The following is a 16,272-nucleotide window of genomic DNA, read 5'->3' on the forward strand; positions in this document are numbered from 1 at the left end:
AGAAAAGAGGGAGAGATATGGATAAGAATACAAGCAGAATCCTGCAGGAACTGGCCAATGCCGCCGACGAGGCGAAAAGCGCGGTGCACAGTGCGGCTGCCGCCATGGGCGAAAAGTACGACAGCGTGAAGGCCGGGCTGGAGATGAACCGGCTGGAGATCCGCCAGGAGGCGGTGTTCAGCGACATCGGCCGGGTGCTGTTTCTGATCCACACCGGGAAAATCAAGGATACCATGGAGACCGACGAGGGGCCCCGTTCGCCCCAGCAGGTGATCGACGAGCTGCTGATCGGCGCGGAGCAGATCCAGCAGGAGATCGACGCGGCACAGGCGCGCATGCAGGAGAACCGCCCCGGCCGTTACTGCACCAAGTGCGGCCGCGAAGTGGGCGAGGACGACGTGTACTGTGCTGCCTGCGGCGCGAAACTGGCGGAGAAATGACCGCCTGAAAGAGAGGATGAGCCGTCATTTTTTCCCTGTATGACTATTTTTGGTTTTTTCTGATTTACTCTTTCCTGGGCTGGTGTCTGGAAGTGTGCTTCTGCACGGTGGACACCGGCAAGCTGGTGAACCGCGGCTTTCTGAACGGACCGATGTGCCCCATCTACGGGTTTGGCATGTCGGCGGTGCTGGCGGTGCTGACCCCGGTGCAAAGCAGCACGCTGGCGCTGTTTTTGGGGGGAATGGTGCTGGCCAGTGCTTTGGAACTGGCCGGCGGCTGGGCGCTGAAAAAGCTGTTTCACACCACCTGGTGGGACTATTCGGACCAGCCCTTCAATCTGGGCGGATACATTTGCCTGAAGTTCAGCCTGGCCTGGGGCGTGTGCATTGTGGCGGTGATGCGCGGCATTCAGCCGCTGGTGCACCGCCTGGTGCAGGCGCTGAACAGCACGCCCGGGCGGGCGCTTGCCGTGGTGGCCGGTGTGGCATTGCTGTGCGACATTGTGGTCACGGTGCAGGCCTTGATCCGTCTGGACCGGGACCTGGGCGCGATCAGCGATGTGGCGCGCCTTCTGCGGGACGGAAGCGATGCGGTCAGCGAACGGCTGGGCACCGCTGCCCTGCGGGTGGACGCGCAAGTGGATGAGCGCCGGCCCGCGGCTGAGGCGCGGCTGGACATCGCCCGCGCCGAGATGCTGGACCGACGCAACTATGTGGCGCGCCGTTTGATGCGCGCTTTTCCCCAGATGAAAAATCACCGGTATGAGGCAGCCATGGAGCAGCTGAAGGACTGGCTGAAAGAGAAAAAAGGATAAGGAGACCCCGCATGAAAACATCCCCGTTGAAAGGCATGAGAGATTATTTGCCCGCCGAGCAGCGCATCCGTGACTTTGTGCAGAGCGAGATCCTGCGCGTGTACCGGGCGTCCGGCTTTGAGCGCATTGCCACCCCGGTTTTGGAGGACATGGAGAACCTGGACAAAAGCGAGGGCGGCGACAATCTGAACCTGATCTTCAAAGTGCTGAAGCGCGGCGAAAAGCTGCAGAAGGCGCTGGCCGGCGGCCAGGAGAAAGATCTGTCCGACATGGGCCTGCGGTACGATTTGACGCTGCCGCTGTCCCGCTATTATGCGGCCAACAAGGAGCAGCTGCCCAGCCCCTTCAAGGTCATTCAGACCGACCGGGTGTACCGGGCCGAGCGGCCGCAGAAGGGCCGCCTGCGCGAGTTTGTGCAGTGCGACATCGATATTCTGGGCGACGAGAGCCCCAACGCCGAGGTGGAACTGATCGACGTGACCGCCCGTGCGCTGATGGCCATCGGCTTCCGGGATTTCACGGTGCATATCAACGACCGCCGTCTGCTGCGGCAGATGCTGGAGGGCATGGGTTTTGCCGCCGACAGCCTGGATTCGGTGTGCGTCAGCTTTGACAAGCTGGATAAGATCGGAGCCGAGGGCGTGGCCGCGGAACTGCGGGAAAAACAGTGCCCGGAGAGCGCGGTGGCTGCCCTGAGCGCCTTTTTGGAAAAAGGCCAGGTGGGCCTTGCGGACGTGGCCGGACTGTGCGCGGACAAGAGCCTGGGCGACAATGTGCGCTATGTGATCGACACCGTGGAAAAGCTGGCGGACGGCGCCTATGCCGTCGCCTACGACCCGTCGCTGGTGCGCGGGCAGGGCTATTACACCGGCATGGTGTTCGAGGTCAGCTGCGCCGGCTTCTCGGGCGCGGTGGCCGGCGGCGGCCGTTATGACAACATGGTGGGCAAATTTTTGGGCCAGAAGGTGCCGGCGGTGGGCTTCTCCATCGGGTTTGAGCGCATCTGCGCCATTCTGCTGGACCAGGGCTTCACGGTCCCGGCCGAGAAGAAACGGCTGGCGCTGCTGTATGCCCCGGGTGCGGATTTTGCCGGGGTGCTGGCCACGGCCGCACAGCTGCGGCAGGAGTACGCCGTCACGGTGCTTGCCGCGGGCAAAAAAGTGGGCAAGCAGATCGACCGTCTGGCACAGAACGGATATGCCGCCGTGTGCTTTGCGGACAAGTATCCCGAGATCAAAACCATTCAATAAGCGAAAAGGACCGGTTCCCCGCGGGGAACCGGTCCTCTGTTTTTTTATTTGCTGAAAAAGCGCAGGGTGCGCCCGGGCTCGTCCGCCTCAAAGCGCAAATCGAACAGCTTGCAGAAATCTTCGGCGCTGACCCCCGCGCAGAAGGTGGCGCCCACGCGGGCGTCCTCGTCCACGGTCACAAGGTCCAGTTCCAGCGGCTGTCCGTTTTTCTCCACCTGCACCGAGCGAATGGCCCCGTCTTTGTACAGAGTTTCCATGTGCCAGGTGTTTTCGCCGATGGTCCAGCTGCTTCGGTACCGGTCGCCCTGGATCTCCAGCGAATAGTGCCCGCCCAAAGCCCGGACGTACTCCCGGTTGATCAGGGGATAGCTGGACTGTTCGGTGGCAAAGCCCACGTCCATCACCAGCCGGTAGGTTTGTGCTTCGTCGCTGTACCAGGCGTAGCAGTAATCGTCCGTGGTCAGCCCGTAGGTGGAAAACGGGTTGTCCTCCAGGTCGTAGGTCATGGTCCGCCCGTCCAGCTTCAGCGTGTCCAAAAGGGAAACGTGCTTGTCCGCCAGGTATTCGGCGGGCACGGTGCTGTCTGTGATCTGCCCGTCCACGCACAGCTGGGCGTACCGGTCGGCCAGCTCTTTGTACAGGGCTTCGCGGTCGTTTTGTCCGGTCACGGCCAGGTCCGTCAGGTTCACCCAGCGCTCGTGGGCCCGGGCTGCTTCTTCGGAAGCATACCACGCCAGATGCGTGCTGGCCACCGGATGCTGCGCCAGAAATTCCGGGCTGTTAAAGGCCAGTTCCTCCGCGTAAATTTCGTCGGCCTTCGTCACCGCATCTGCCGCCGCATCCAGGTCCGAAAACTGCAGAACCACCATCCAGCCGTCTTTTTCCCGGTACAGCGGGCACCGGGACAGGCTGGCTTTTACATCGTCCGAGTACAGCCGGTGCACCGCGCTCACATAGTCGCAGGAGATCTCGGGGGTGTAAAAGGATGTCTTGCTGGCATCGATGTAAACGGGGCTCAGATAGCTGTGAGCCGTAAAGTGCAGGCCCCGGTCGGTCTCAAAGCGGTATTCCATGTCATCCGGCGTTTCGGCCACCAGTTCCCGGCTCACTTCCCGGTAGGGTTCGGCGCAGAGCTCATCCACGTACGCCAGCACCTCGCCCCGGTCGGGAATCTCGCCGTCCGCCCCTGTGCAGCCGGCCAGCAGAGCCGCCGCCAGCGTCAGCGCAGCCACTCGTTTTTTCATCGGAACCGCCCCCTTCTGCTATCACTTTACCACAAAATCACGGGCAGGAAAACAGCTGGTCCACCGTGGTCTCCAGCTCTTTGGCCAGGTGAAAGGCCAGCGCCAGCGTGGGGTCGTATTTGTTGTTCTCAATGGCGTTCACCGTCTGGCGGGACACGCCGCACCGGCGCGCCAGCTCTTCTTGGGACAGGCCCAGCGCCTTGCGCCGGGCGCGGATCTGATTTTCCATCTCAGCCACCGTGCTTCCTTTTAAAGTACATCAAGGTGCAGAAATACACGATGGCGGTGATGGTCAGATGGGTGAAGGGGTTCACCATTTCCGGCTGGCCCGTCACCATATTGTGTGCTACGTCCAGCACCAGCACCAGGCTCATCACCAGCAGCGTATGGCTGCCCGCCTTCCACACCATCAGCTGGCCGCGCTCGTCCCCGGGGTGAAACAGCGTCACCACCAAAAATACGTCCAGACCTGCGAAAATCAAAAGGACCACCAGAAAAATCAAGGCACCTGCCGGCATATCCATGCTCCTCTCTGTATGAAATGTCAAACTCTTTTGACAATTTCATGCTAGCACAGCGCGGAAGATATGTCAAGAACTTTTGACATTTTTAGCTCCGAGCTGAGAGTACAGCACACTGGCCAGCACCAGCGCCATCCCGGGCAGTGCGGCCCGGCCGGGCATCTCGCCGCAGAAAAGGGCCACCCACACCGGGGAGAGCAGGGGCTCCAGTGCGGTGATGAGACTGGCGGCACCGGCGCTGGTGCCCGCCAGCCCCCGGGACATGCACACATAGGAAAGCCCCAGCTGAAAAATGCCCAGAATGGCCACGCAGCCAAGGGGCACGGCGGAGAAGTCCTGCTCCAGCAGCAGAAAGGGCAGCCCCGCCGCCGCGCCGATCAGCTGGCCGAACAGGGAGGAGGAAGCGGCGTCGCCCTCTTTGTCCGCGCCGAACAGGAACACCCCCGCGTAGCACACGCCGCTGCACAGCCCCAGTACGTTGCCCGCCAGCCGCCCGGCGGAAAGGCCGTCCCACACAAAGAACAGAAGGCCCAGAAACACGCCCGCCGCGGCCCGTGCCTCCCGCTTTTCCAGCCGCTGGCCCCGCAGCCGCTGAACGGTCAGGACCCAGATGGGAGAGGTGTACATCAGCAGCACGGCGCAGGCGGCACTGGTCAGCTTGGTGGCAAAGGCGTAAAAGATGGTGGTCAGGGCGAGGCTCAGCGCCCCGCAGGCCACCGTGGCGTTCCAGCGCAGGCGGCGGTGCTGTGCGGCCAGAAACAGCCCGGTCACGGCGGCGGCCACCGCGCACCGGGCGCCGTTCACCGCCATGGGCGACCAGGGCACCAGTTTGATGCACACGCCGCCGGTGCTGCACAAAAGCGCCGCCAGCACCAGCCACAAAGCGCCGTTCGTTTGTTTCATGGTCTCATTCCCCCTTGCAAAAACAGGCGGCATCGCCTATCATAAAAAGATATGAGAGAGCACGGGGGGAGAGAACATGAAACCATTCTGCGCGGCGGACATTCTGTTGCCCGACGAGAGCATCAACCTGGAAAAATGGGCGGCGCTGGCCTGCGATCAGTTCACCAGCCGGCCGGAGTACTGGCAGCAGGCCGAAGAGATGTGCCGGGACGTGCCCGGCGCTTTGCACATCACCCTGCCGGAGGCCTATCTGGGCGCGCCCGATGAAGCGGCGCGCATCGAAGCCATTCACCGCACCATGAACGAGTATCTGGACCGGGTGCTGACCCGCGCCGTCCACGGCTTTGTGTACGTGGAGCGAACCACGGAGAGCGGCGTGCGCCAGGGCCTGGTGGGCGCAGTGGACCTGGAGGCCTACGATTACCGGCCCGGCGCGCAGCCGCCGGTGCGCCCCTCGGAGAATACGGTGGCCGAGCGCATTCCGCCCCGGCTGGCGGTACGGCGGGGCGCCGCGCTGGAAACGCCCCATATTCTGATGCTCATCGATGACGCGCAAAGGACCGTGGTGGAGCCGCTGAGCGCCCGAAAGGACCGGCTGCGCAAACTGTACGACACGCCCCTGATGCTGGGCGGCGGCCGGGTGGCAGGCTGGGCCGTGACCGACCCGGCGGACATCGCCGCCGTGGAAAACGCGTTGGAAGCGCTGGGCACACAGGCGGCCTTTGACGCAAAGTATCCCGAGGCGGCGGGCCGCGCGCCGCTGGCCATGGCGGTGGGAGACGGCAATCACTCGCTGGCCACGGCCAAAGCGGCCTGGGAAGAGGTGAAAGCCGGCCTGACCGAGGCCGAAAAAGAGACCCATCCGGCCCGCTGGTGCCTGGTGGAGCTGGAGAACATTCACTGCCCCGCCATTCGGGTGGAGCCCATCCACCGGGCGGTGTTCGGCACGTCGTTCGGCGTGCTGGCCGACGCTTTCCGCGCCTGGCTGCAGGCCCATGGCGGTGCGTCGGAGAACGACGGTGCCCCGCAGACGTTCGGCCTGACCGACGGCGAAAAAACGCTGACGCTGGGGGCGGCCAACCCGCCCCGCCCGCTGGCTGTGGGCACGCTGGAGGCGTTTCTGGCGGACTTTGGCCGGGAGAACCCGGGCGCGCGGGTAGACTACATCCACGGCCGGGACGAGGTGCGCCGCCTGGCACAGCAGGGGGCTGTGGGCGTGCTTTTGCCCGATTTTCAAAAAAGCGATCTCTTCCGGGGCGTGGTGCTGGGCGGGGTGCTGCCCAAAAAGACCTTCTCCATGGGTCATGCCCAGGAAAAACGCTATTATCTGGAATGTCGGAAAATCTTGTAAAACCGCGCCTGAGGCGGTATACTGTTAAAGGATTTCACAATCGTAAGGAGAATGTTTCATGGAAACCATGGGTAATCTGCGCCGCACCCATTATGTGGGCGCTTTGCGGGCCAAGGACGCGGGCACGGAAATGACCGTTGCCGGCTCCATTGCCAAATGCCGGGACAAGGGCGGCATCATTTTTGCCGATCTGCGGGACAACACCGGCATCCTGCAGCTGATTTTTGACGATTCCACCGACAAGGCTGTGTTTGAAAAAGCCGGCAGCCTGAAAAGCGAGTACGTGGTCATCGCCAAAGGTGTTCTGCGCGAACGGGACGCCAAGACCGACAAGATCCCCACCGGCGAGGTGGAGCTGTTCGTCACCGAACTGCGGGTCCTCAGCGAGGCCGAGACCACGCCCTTTGAGGTGCGGGACGGCATCAATGTCAACGACCAGCTGCGCCTGAAGTACCGTTATCTGGACCTGCGCCGTCCGTCCATGCACGAGCCCATCGTGCTGCGGTCCAAAATCGCGCAGCTGATCCGCAATTATTACTGCGACAATCACTTCGTGGAGATCGAGACCCCCATGCTCATCAAATCCACGCCCGAAGGCGCCCGGGACTATCTGGTGCCCAGCCGCGTGCAGCCCGGCCATTTTTATGCGCTGCCCCAGTCTCCGCAGCTGTACAAGCAGATCCTGATGCTGTCCGGCTTTGACCGGTACTTCCAGATCGCCCGCTGCTTCCGGGACGAGGATCTGCGCGCCGACCGCCAGCCCGAGTTCACCCAGGTGGACATGGAGATGAGCTTCGCTACGGAAGAAGACATCATGACCGTCAACGAGGGCCTGGTGAAAAAGCTGTTCAAAGAGATTTTGAACGTGGAAGTGGAAACCCCGTTCCTGCGCATGCCCTACGCCGAGGCCATGGCCCGGTTCGGCTCCGACAAGCCCGACACTCGGTTCGGCCTGGAGCTGATGGATGTGACGGACGCGGTGCGCACCAGCCAGTTCGTGGTGTTCCGCTCGGCGGTGGAAGGCGGCGGCAGCGTGCGCGCCATCAATGTGAAGGGCATGGCGGACAAGCTCAGCCGCAAGGAGATCGACAAGCTGGTGGAGGTGGCCAAGACCTACGGGGCCAAGGGCCTTGCCTACACCCGCTGGACCGCGGACGCCAAGTCTTCCAGCTTTGAAAAGTTCCTCACCGAAGAGGAGATCCGCGCGCTGTATGCCGCGGCGGATTTCGCCCAGGGCGACGTGCTGCTGCTGGCGGCGGATGCAAACAGCGAAAAAGCCTGCACCATTCTGGGGGCGGTGCGTCTGGCTGTGGCGGAAAAGTACGAGCTCATCGACAAGGACAAATTCAACTTCCTGTGGGTCACTGACTTCCCCCTGTTCGAGTACAGCGAGGAAGAGGGCCGCTACATGGCCAAGCACCACCCGTTCACCATGCCCAAGGACGAGGACCTGGACAAGGTGGAGAGCGACCCCGGCGCCTGCCGCGCCAAAGCCTACGACATGGTGCTCAACGGCTGTGAGGTGGGCGGCGGCTCCATCCGCATCAACGACCCGGCTCTGCAGGACCGGATGTTCCGTGCGCTGGGCTTTACCGAAGAGCGCGCCCGGGAGAGCTTCGGCTTCCTGATGGACGCTTACCGCTACGGTGCGCCGCCCCACGGCGGCATGGCCTTCGGCTTCGACCGGCTGGTGATGCTGATGCTGAAGAAGGACTCCATCCGCGACGTGATCGCCTTCCCCAAGGTGCAGAACGCCGGCGAGCCCATGTCCGGCTGCCCGGAGACCGTGGAGCAGAAGCAATTGGACGATCTGTCCATTGCCTATGTGCCCAAAACCGAAGAATAAATGAAAAAGAGAGGCGAGACGCCTCTCTTTTTTTTGTATTTTTTGGCCCGGTCCGTCCCATACTTCCACGAAAGGAGCGTGGAGTATGCAGCAGTTTTTGAAAAAACACCGCTGGAGCATTCTGGCCGCGGGCGCCGCCATTCAGGTGCTGACGGGCATTCCCTCGGCCTGGGGCGTGTTTCAAAAAAGCGTTTGCCAGGGCTACGGGCTGAATGAAGCCGACGGGGCCATGATCTTCAGTTTTGTCATCTGCTTTTTCGGCATCGGGTGCGTGCTGGGGGGCCTGTTGCAGGACAAAAAAGGTCCCCGGATCGCCGGGGCAGCAGGCACCCTTCTGCTGGGAAGCGGCTTTTTGTGCGCCGGACTGTGGATCCCGGGCGGGAGTCCCTGGCTGTTTTACGCCGCCTTCAGTGCGCCCGTGGGTCTTGGCTGCGCCTTCCTGTATCCGGCGGTGATGAGCTGCGCCCAGAAATGGTACGCCGACAAAAAAGGGCTGGCCACCGGAGTGATCGGCGGCGCGGTGGGCATCTCCGGCGCGGTGCTCACCTGGCTGGGGCGACGTCTCATCGGCCTGTGGGGCATTCGGGGGGCGTTCTGCGCCCTGGGCGCCGGCATGCTGGCAGTGTGCGGCGCGGCCTGTGTGCTGCTGGAAAACCCCGAAACCGGCGCCGGTGCACCGCAGAACGGCACCCGGAACTACACGCCCGGCCAGATGGTGAAAACCCGGCAGTACTGGCTGCTGGTGGCGGTGGTGGCGCTGGCCACCCCGGCGGTGCTGCTGTTCAGCCCCATCATTGTGGAGCTGGCCCAGGAGCGGGGCCTGTCGGAACAGGCGGCGCTCTCCTGCATCGTGGTGGGGTCGGTGTGCTCTGCCGCCGGCCGCCTGCTGATGCCCTGGCTGTCGGACAAGATCGGCCGCCGGTACACGGACATGCTTCTCTTCACGGGACTGTGCGGGCTGTCGGTGTGGTTCTGGCGCGCCGGCGGCTGGTGGGTGCTGGTGGTGTACAGCCTGCTGACCTTCTGCTATTCGGGCCAGGCGGCGGTGCTGCCCGCGGCGGTCACGGACCTGTTCGGCCCCCGGCACACGGGGGTCAATTACGGGTTTGCGGCGCTGGGGATGAGCGCGGGCAGCGTGGGCTTTCCGCTGCTGGCCCGGGTGTTGCATCTGACCGCCGGGCGCCACGCCGTGGCCGTGGGGGCGGCTGCGGCGGGGCTGGTGTGCCTGTTCTTTCTCAAACCGACCCAGGGCCGCCGTCTGTAAAGCCGCTCCAGGCGCGGCCCAAAGCGCGCACCGCGCCGTCAATGTCCTCCGGGGCAAGGCCCGCGTAGCCCAGCACCAGGGTGGGCGGCGCGCAGCAGGGGCCGTGGTAGTAGTCGGACAGGCCGGTCAGGTGCACGCTCTCGGCGGCGGCCCGCTCCACCAGCCGGGCTTCGCTGACGCCCGCATGGACCTCCAGCAGAAGGTGCAGCCCGGTGTGGCTGCCCCGCACCGTGTGGGGGATGGCTGCCAGCTCCCGGTCCAGCGCCTGCACCAGCGCGTCCCGCCGGTGCCGGTAGGCCGCCCGCAGCCGCGCCAGATGGCGGGAGAACCAGCCCCCGTCCATGAACCGGCTGAGGGTCTGCTGTTCAAAGCGGCTCACGGTGCAGGAGTAAAAGCCGAACCGCTGGCGGTAAGTTTCCAGAAGCGGCGCGGGCAGCACCATGTATCCGATGCGGATGGCCGGAGCCACACTTTTGGAAAAGGTGCTGATGTAGATGACCCGGCCCGCCTCATCCAGGCCCTGCATGCAGGGAATGGGACGTCCGTCAAAACGGAATTCGCTGTCGTAATCGTCCTCGATCACATACCGGTCCGGCGCGGCGCCCGCCCACTGCAGAAGTTCGGTGCGCCGACCCACGGGCATGGTCACGCCGGTGGGAAACTGGTGGCTGGGCGTTACATAGGCCAGATGGGCCGCGCTGGCGGCCAGCGCCCGGGCGGACATGCCCTGCCCGTCCACGGGCACGAAGGCCACCGGCGCGCCGTTGTTGGCCAGAATGCGGTGGGTGCGGGCGTAGCCCGGGTCTTCCACCGCAAAGGTCTGCCCCGCGAACAGCCGGGCCAGAATGCCCAGCAGATATTCGATGCCCGCGCCCACCACGATCTGCTCCGGTTCGCACCGGGCGGCCCGGGCCTCCCGCAAATGTCGGGCAATGGCGGCCCGCAGCTCCTCGTCGCCGCTGCGGGGGCCGTGGTTCAGCAGGTGGGGCTGGCCGCACAGCACATCCCGCTGGATGCGCCGCCAGGTCTTGAAGGGGAACAGCCCGGTGTCGATGCTGGCCGTTTCGAAATTATAACGCCAGCGCACCGGAGCAGAGGTTTTGCACGGTTTTTTGGCCGGGGCCGCGGGCGGCGCCAGCCGCTCCAGCTTCTGCACCACAAAGCCGCTGCGGGGCTTGGCTTCCAGATAGCCCTCTGCGGTCAGCATCTGATACGCCGCGTCCACGGTGTTCACGCTCAGCTTCAGCTGCTCGGCCAGCCGCCGCTTGGATGGCAGTTTTTCCCCCGGGGCCAGCCGCCCCGCACGGATGGCCCGCACAAAGTGGACGTACAGCTGCTGGTACAAAGGCGTTTTGCTGTCCGCCTGGGGCACAAACACCAGGTCTTCCATGGGAATCCTCCAATCTGAACCCATAAAAAAATCACAAATTGAATATTTCAATGAGTTCAATTTGCTCTATAATGAGGATAAGGCGAAACAAGACGCCTGTCAAGAGAGGGAGGAAAGAACCATGAGAGAAGAACGTTTTTCGGTGCGCCAGCTGGCCGCGGTAGGCCTGTTGAGCGCGCTGGTCTTTGTATTCAGCTGGGTGCAGATCCCCATCGGGGACGTGGCCCGCATTCACCTGGGCAACGTGTTTTGCGCGCTCAGCGGCCTGCTGTTCGGGCCGCTGGTGGGCGGGCTGGCCTCGGGCTTCGGCAGCATGCTGTTTGATTTTACCAACCCGGCGTACATCGCCGAGAGCTGGATCACATTCCTGACCAAATTTTTCATCGGCTTTCTGGCGGGCTGGATCGCCTGCCGGGGTCCGCGGCGCACGCTGCGGCGTGACGCGGTGGGCGCGGCCGTGGGCAGCGCCGCCTATGTGGTGCTGTATTTGCTGAAATCCTTCATCGTCATGTATCTGGTGGAAGGCCAGGCGCTGGGTGCGGTGCAGGTGCAGCTGGTGACCAAGGGTGTCACCAGTACCATCAACGGCGTACTGGCCGTGGTTGCCTCGGTGGCGCTGGTGCGGGCCATTCGCCCCTCGCTGGAGCGGGCGGGGGTCCTGGGCCTGGGGCACGCCCATTGATCCGAACAAAAATAGGGACCGGTCCGGTCCCTGTTTTTTGTTGACAGGCGCCGCGGATGAGGATATAATACATACCGAATGAATGTAAAGGAGATGGCTCCATGGCGCGCAACAAACACCCGGAGGAAACCGAACAGCGCATTCTGGACGCGGCGGGCCGCCTGTTTTTGGAAAAAGGGTACGACAACACCACCATTCAGGACATTGTGGATGCCTTGGGAAATCTGACAAAAGGCGCGGTTTATCATCATTTTTCCTGCAAAGAAGACATTATGGACGCTTTGGGCGACCGGATGTTTTACCAGAACAATCCCTTTGATGAGGCTCTGGGCCGCCGGGATTTGAACGGGCTGGAAAAGATGCGCCTTGTCATCCGTCTGTCCGGGCAGGACGCCCGGCGCAATGAGATGACCCGGCAGGCGATCCCTCTTTTGAAGAATCCCCGGGTGCTGGCCCAGACCATGGAAAGCAACCAGAAGGTCCTGGCGCCCTTGTGGCGCAAGCTGCTGGAAGAGGGCAACCGGGACGGTTCCCTGCACACAGAGTACGCCGACGAGCTGGCCGAGGTGCTGCCCATGCTGACCAACCTGTGGATGGGCGCCGGCTTTGCGGACGGACAGGCGGCCATGATGCGCCGGGTGCATTTTCTGGCGGATCTGCTGGAGAAAATGGGCGTGCCGCTGTTTGACCAGGCGCTTTTCGACAGTATGGAGCAGTACATCCGTGCACTGTGTGACCGGTGAGCGGTCCCTGGCTTTTGCAGCCGCGCCGAAAGGCAAAAGCGCCCCGGCGCGGTTTTCGTTTCGAAAGATACATACTTTTGGTATGTATCTGAGGTAGCCTCAAAAAATGAAAAGAGGGGCGGTCTGCAATGATACATACCTTCCGAAGGTATGAAATAAACAACAGGAGTGAAGAAGCATGAATCAGAAGAATTTGCGCTGCGCGGCAGAGGGGCCGCTGTTCACCCGGAATTTCACGCTGCTGCTGTTGGGGCAGGTGTGTTCGCTGGCGGGCAATGGGATGCTGCGGTTCGCCCTGTCCATGTACGTGCTGGAGCAGACCGGCTCCGCCGGGATCTACGGCGGCATTCTGGCCGTGGGCACAGCGCTGGCCGTGGTGCTCTCGCCGGTGGGCGGCGTGCTGGCCGACCGTTTGGACCGGCGAAAGCTGATGGTGGCGCTGGACGGCCTTTCGGGCCTGTGCGCCCTGACGGCCGCGCTGTTCTTTTCCCACAGGAGCGGCGTGTGGATGCTGGGGGTCTTATCGGTGGCACTGGCGGTGCCCGCGGCGCTGGAAACGCCGGTGACCCAGGCCAGCATTCCGCAGATGCACCGGGGCGGAAACCTGATCCGCGCCAATGCGGCGGCAGCACAGGTGCAGGCGCTGGCCGGGCTGGCCGCGCCGGTGCTGGGCGGATTGTTCTACGGGGCCTTTGGCGTTCGGGCGGCGTTGTGGACCGCGGCGGTGTGCTTCTCATTCACCGCCGGGTTTGAGTGTTTTCTGCAGCTGCCCCCGGTGCCGGGTGCTTCCCATGGGGGGCATGGTCTGGCCGGGGCGCTTCGGTTCCTTCGGGTCGAACAGCCCCGGGCCGGAGGTCTTCTGGGTTTGGGGGCGCTGGCCAATTTTCTGGTGGTCGGTCTGGCGGCGGTGGGATTTCCGTACCTGGTGCGCACGGTGCTGGGCATGTCCGCCCAAGTGTACGGCGCGGCCGAGGGATTGGTGGGCGCGTCGGCACTGGCGGGAAGCGTGGCTGCGTCCGCGCTGGCCGGCCGTGCAGGTACCGGACGGCTGCATCTTGTTTTAGTGGCCATGGGAGCGGTGTTTGTGCCGGCCTGTGCGCTGCCCCTTTTGCCCGGTGCGGGCGCCCGGTGTGCGGCGCTGGTGGTGCTGTTCTGCCTGGGGCAGGCGCTGGCCAGTCTGTTTTCGGTGTTTGCCATCAGTGCGCTGGGCGCGTGCACGCCCCCGGCCATGACCGGCCGCGTCATGGCGTTCACCGCAGCGGCGGTGCAGGCGGCGCAGCCTGCGGGTCAGCTGTTGTACGGGGTGCTGTTCGACACGCTGCCCGGATTTTGGGTGCTGAGCGTCACAGGTGCGGCACTGGCGGTGCTGGGCGCACTGTTTGCGCCGCTGTTTCGCCGCCCCTGGAACTGATTTTTTGGAAAAAATGTCTTCGGGGTGGTTTTTTTCATACAAATCATGTACAATAAAAGAATCGTGAAAAAATATGCCCCTGCGGCCTGTGGGAGGAGAGACAGATTGTACCAGATCCAGAAATTCTTCCGAAAAACCGGAAAGGCATTGCAGCGTTTCTTCCGGCGCGTGCGAAAAGGAAGCCCGCTGGACATCGCCATTCTGGCGGTGACCTGCCTGCTTGTGGTGGTGCTGATCGCCATCCTGGTGATGACCCTTGCCGGCGCCAAAGAGCCGGTTTCCACCCCTTCTTCGACGGTTTCGGTCAGCGAGAGTTATGACATGAACGCCAATTCCCTGGCGGTGGAGGAGTACGACGGCACGGTGCTGCCCAAAACCGAGGACGCCGGACAGGAGTACGTGGACAACACGCTGTTCATCGGCGACTCCAACACCGAGCGCATGGTAGTTTACGGTGCGACCACCTGGGAAAACAACCTGGGCGTCACCGGCATGGGCATTCAGGACGTGACCGGAACACCGACACAGAAGTTTTCCGGGTATTCTTCGCTGGTGCTGGTTCCCAAAGCAGTGGAGATGCTGCAGCCGCAGCGCATCATCATCACCTTCGGCACCAACAACACCGGCTGGTCGGCCGACGTGTTTGCGCAGCAGTATAAAAAGGCGCTGGATGCCATCCACGAGGCCTATCCTTACGCGGACATCATCATCAACGCCGTTTCCCCCGTGGCCAAGGAGCGGGCGTATCCCAACATCAGCATGCAGACCATTGACAGCTTCAATCAGGCGCTGCTGGAGCTGGCACGGGAAGAGGGCTATACCTTCCTGAATTCCAGCGAGGCGCTGAAGGATGCTTCCACCGGTTATGCAAAAAGCGGCTATATGGTCAGCGACGGCGTGCACCTGAGCCAGACCGGCATGGACGCGCTGATGGAATACATCCGCACCCACGCCCATGAGACCGAGGACACACGGCCCACTGTGACCAATGTTCCCACCCATGTGGCGCCGCCGGACGGCTTGTTTGTGACGGTCAACGAGCCGGAATCCTCTTCGTCCTCGTCCTCTTCGTCTTCCAGCGAAGCCCAGGGCAAGGTGAAAGTGGTATTCAGCGTGGCAGGCGACACGGCGGGCGGTTCGCTGAGCGGTACGCTTCAGCAGGAAGTGGCGCCCGGCTCCACCTGTTCCGCGGTGACGGCCAATGTGAACAGCGGCTATGCTGTGACCTGGGGCTGCAGCGTGGGAACCATCTCCAATGTGAACAATCCCTCGCTTTCCTTCAATGTGCCCGCCTATGTGGAAGGCGGCACCACCATCACCGTGACGGCCAGCTTCAAGAAGACCGTGTGCGAGCATGTCTATGACGCCGGTGTGATCACCACTCAGCCCACCTGCGGCGCGGCAGGCGTCAAGACCTTTACCTGCACCAAGTGCCAGGCCACCTACACCGAGCAGGTGCCGGCCACCGGTGCGCACAATTTCAGCATTCTTGTCAGTGAAACGCCCGCTCAGGTGGGCGTGGACGGCTCCCGGGTGTATCAGTGCTCCGTGTGCGGCGCACAGTACACCGAGGTGATTCCTGCGCTGCCGGCACCGCCTTCTTCCAGCACGGCGCCGCCGCCTTCTTCGCCGCCTACCTCTACACCTACCAATTCTACGCCCACCGGCACGGAGACAAACTCCACTGCGCAGCCGGCGGCATAAATGCATTCAGGCGGTCCCTTCGGGGACCGCTTTTTTTGTGCCATTTTGTATAGGCGGGCGCATTTCAACAAATACTACAAGCAACGCATTGAGGGAGGCATAGAAAGATGAAGGCAACTGGAATTGTGCGCCGCATCGATGATCTGGGGCGCGTGGTGATCCCCAAGGAGATTCGCCGCACACAGATGATCCGCGTGGGAGACCCGCTGGAAATTTTTGTTTCCAGCACCGGTGAAGTGATTTTCAAAAAATACAGCCCCGTGGGCGAACTGGCCGGCGAGGCGGAACATCTGGTGGAAGCGCTGTACAAAAACGCCGGTGTTTCGGCGCTGGTCACGGACCGGGACAAGGTGGTGGCTGCTGCGGGCAGTTTGCGCCCGGCCGCAGGGCAGGCGCTGGCGCCGGAGTACAGCAGCCGCATGGAGGCGCGCCGGCTGTACGCACAGGACGGAACCTTGTTCGACGTGTGCGCCGGGGTGGGGGCCGGGCTCATGACTCCCATTCTGAGCAGCGGCGATTTGATCGGCAGCGTGGCGATCCGGCAGGGCGAAGCGGCCAACCAGGAATGCGCGGCTATGCTGGCGCGTGTGGCGGCGTTCTTTCTGGGGCGCAGGCTGGAAGAGTAAACACAGGGCGGCACCGTTACGGCGCCGCCATGTTCTGCTATTGGATTAAAAATTTAATGTTTTTCATTAAATTTGTGTTGAA

At 62.9% G+C, this 16,272-nt stretch carries 16 protein-coding genes; 11 read left to right on the forward strand and 5 right to left on the reverse strand.

Annotation, left to right across the window (positions count from 1 at the left end; all coding sequences use genetic code 11):
* Positions 1–17: 17 nt before the first annotated feature.
* From ACKTS9_RS11645 to hisS, 3 genes are all read left to right on the forward strand, one after another.
* Entirely contained in the window at positions 18–440 is a 423-nt protein-coding gene (locus tag ACKTS9_RS11645) for a zinc ribbon domain-containing protein (protein ID WP_349214608.1), read from the forward strand.
* Between the two features lie 62 nt (positions 441–502).
* The gene (locus ACKTS9_RS11650; protein ID WP_407882116.1) at positions 503–1,255 is read left to right on the forward strand and encodes a putative ABC transporter permease; all 753 of its coding nucleotides are present in this window, start codon (positions 503–505) and stop codon (positions 1,253–1,255) included.
* A gap of 11 nt (positions 1,256–1,266) precedes the next feature.
* Positions 1,267–2,505 carry a histidine--tRNA ligase gene (hisS, locus tag ACKTS9_RS11655; protein ID WP_349214606.1) on the forward strand — a complete coding sequence of 413 codons (1,239 nt, stop codon included), beginning with the start codon at positions 1,267–1,269 and terminating at the stop codon, positions 2,503–2,505.
* 44 nt (positions 2,506–2,549) lie between these two features.
* Here the strand turns inward: hisS and ACKTS9_RS11660 are convergent, their stop codons facing one another.
* The 4 genes from ACKTS9_RS11660 to ACKTS9_RS11675 form a co-directional block, all read right to left on the reverse strand.
* Positions 2,550–3,749, reverse strand: a complete 1,200-nt coding sequence (locus tag ACKTS9_RS11660; protein ID WP_407880946.1) for a hypothetical protein — start codon at positions 3,747–3,749, stop codon at positions 2,550–2,552.
* Positions 3,750–3,786: 37 nt separating this feature from the next.
* Positions 3,787–3,978, reverse strand: a complete 192-nt coding sequence (locus ACKTS9_RS11665; protein WP_349214979.1) for a helix-turn-helix transcriptional regulator — start codon at positions 3,976–3,978, stop codon at positions 3,787–3,789.
* A gap of 1 nt (position 3,979) precedes the next feature.
* Entirely contained in the window at positions 3,980–4,267 is a 288-nt protein-coding gene (locus ACKTS9_RS11670; RefSeq protein ID WP_349214980.1) for a hypothetical protein, read from the reverse strand.
* A gap of 72 nt (positions 4,268–4,339) precedes the next feature.
* Positions 4,340–5,173 (reverse strand): DMT family transporter, encoded by an 834-nt coding sequence (locus ACKTS9_RS11675; protein ID WP_349214981.1) that lies wholly within the window; start codon positions 5,171–5,173, stop codon positions 4,340–4,342.
* A 76-nt stretch (positions 5,174–5,249) separates the two neighbouring features.
* On the opposite strand from ACKTS9_RS11675, the gene ACKTS9_RS11680 reads away from it, so the two are divergent.
* The 3 genes from ACKTS9_RS11680 to ACKTS9_RS11690 all read left to right on the forward strand — a co-directional run bounded on the left by ACKTS9_RS11680 (position 5,250) and on the right by ACKTS9_RS11690 (position 9,634).
* Complete coding sequence (locus ACKTS9_RS11680) at positions 5,250–6,524, forward strand: DUF1015 domain-containing protein (protein ID WP_349214982.1); 1,275 nt, start codon at positions 5,250–5,252, stop codon at positions 6,522–6,524.
* A 58-nt stretch (positions 6,525–6,582) separates the two neighbouring features.
* The gene (gene aspS, locus ACKTS9_RS11685) at positions 6,583–8,370 is read left to right on the forward strand and encodes an aspartate--tRNA ligase (protein WP_349214983.1); all 1,788 of its coding nucleotides are present in this window, start codon (positions 6,583–6,585) and stop codon (positions 8,368–8,370) included.
* An 85-nt stretch (positions 8,371–8,455) separates the two neighbouring features.
* Positions 8,456–9,634, forward strand: a complete 1,179-nt coding sequence (locus tag ACKTS9_RS11690) for an MFS transporter (protein WP_407880950.1) — start codon at positions 8,456–8,458, stop codon at positions 9,632–9,634.
* On the opposite strand, the gene ACKTS9_RS11695 is transcribed toward ACKTS9_RS11690, so the two are convergent.
* Positions 9,606–11,024 carry a PLP-dependent aminotransferase family protein gene (locus ACKTS9_RS11695; RefSeq protein ID WP_407880952.1) on the reverse strand — a complete coding sequence of 473 codons (1,419 nt, stop codon included), beginning with the start codon at positions 11,022–11,024 and terminating at the stop codon, positions 9,606–9,608. The genes ACKTS9_RS11690 and ACKTS9_RS11695 overlap by 29 nt on opposite strands.
* Before the next feature lie 121 nt (positions 11,025–11,145).
* Here ACKTS9_RS11695 and ACKTS9_RS11700 point away from each other — a divergent pair, with 121 nt between their 5' ends.
* The 5 genes from ACKTS9_RS11700 (at position 11,146) to ACKTS9_RS11720 (ending at position 16,190) form a co-directional block, all read left to right on the forward strand.
* The gene (locus ACKTS9_RS11700; protein ID WP_349214986.1) at positions 11,146–11,706 is read left to right on the forward strand and encodes an ECF transporter S component; all 561 of its coding nucleotides are present in this window, start codon (positions 11,146–11,148) and stop codon (positions 11,704–11,706) included.
* Positions 11,707–11,807: 101 nt separating this feature from the next.
* On the forward strand, positions 11,808–12,449 hold the full coding sequence (locus ACKTS9_RS11705) for a TetR/AcrR family transcriptional regulator (protein WP_349214987.1): 642 nt from the start codon (positions 11,808–11,810) through the stop codon (positions 12,447–12,449).
* Positions 12,450–12,627: 178 nt separating this feature from the next.
* Positions 12,628–13,860 carry an MFS transporter gene (locus tag ACKTS9_RS11710; RefSeq protein ID WP_407880955.1) on the forward strand — a complete coding sequence of 411 codons (1,233 nt, stop codon included), beginning with the start codon at positions 12,628–12,630 and terminating at the stop codon, positions 13,858–13,860.
* A 105-nt stretch (positions 13,861–13,965) separates the two neighbouring features.
* On the forward strand, positions 13,966–15,564 hold the full coding sequence (locus tag ACKTS9_RS11715; protein WP_407880957.1) for an SGNH/GDSL hydrolase family protein: 1,599 nt from the start codon (positions 13,966–13,968) through the stop codon (positions 15,562–15,564).
* Positions 15,565–15,671: 107 nt separating this feature from the next.
* A complete protein-coding gene (locus ACKTS9_RS11720; RefSeq protein ID WP_407880959.1) occupies positions 15,672–16,190 on the forward strand; it encodes a stage V sporulation T C-terminal domain-containing protein in 519 nt (172 codons plus the stop codon).
* The last annotated feature ends 82 nt before the right edge of the window (positions 16,191–16,272 follow it).

Source organism: Owariibacterium komagatae (assembly GCF_045865535.1).
GTDB lineage: Bacteria > Bacillota > Clostridia > Oscillospirales > Ruminococcaceae > Ruthenibacterium > Ruthenibacterium komagatae.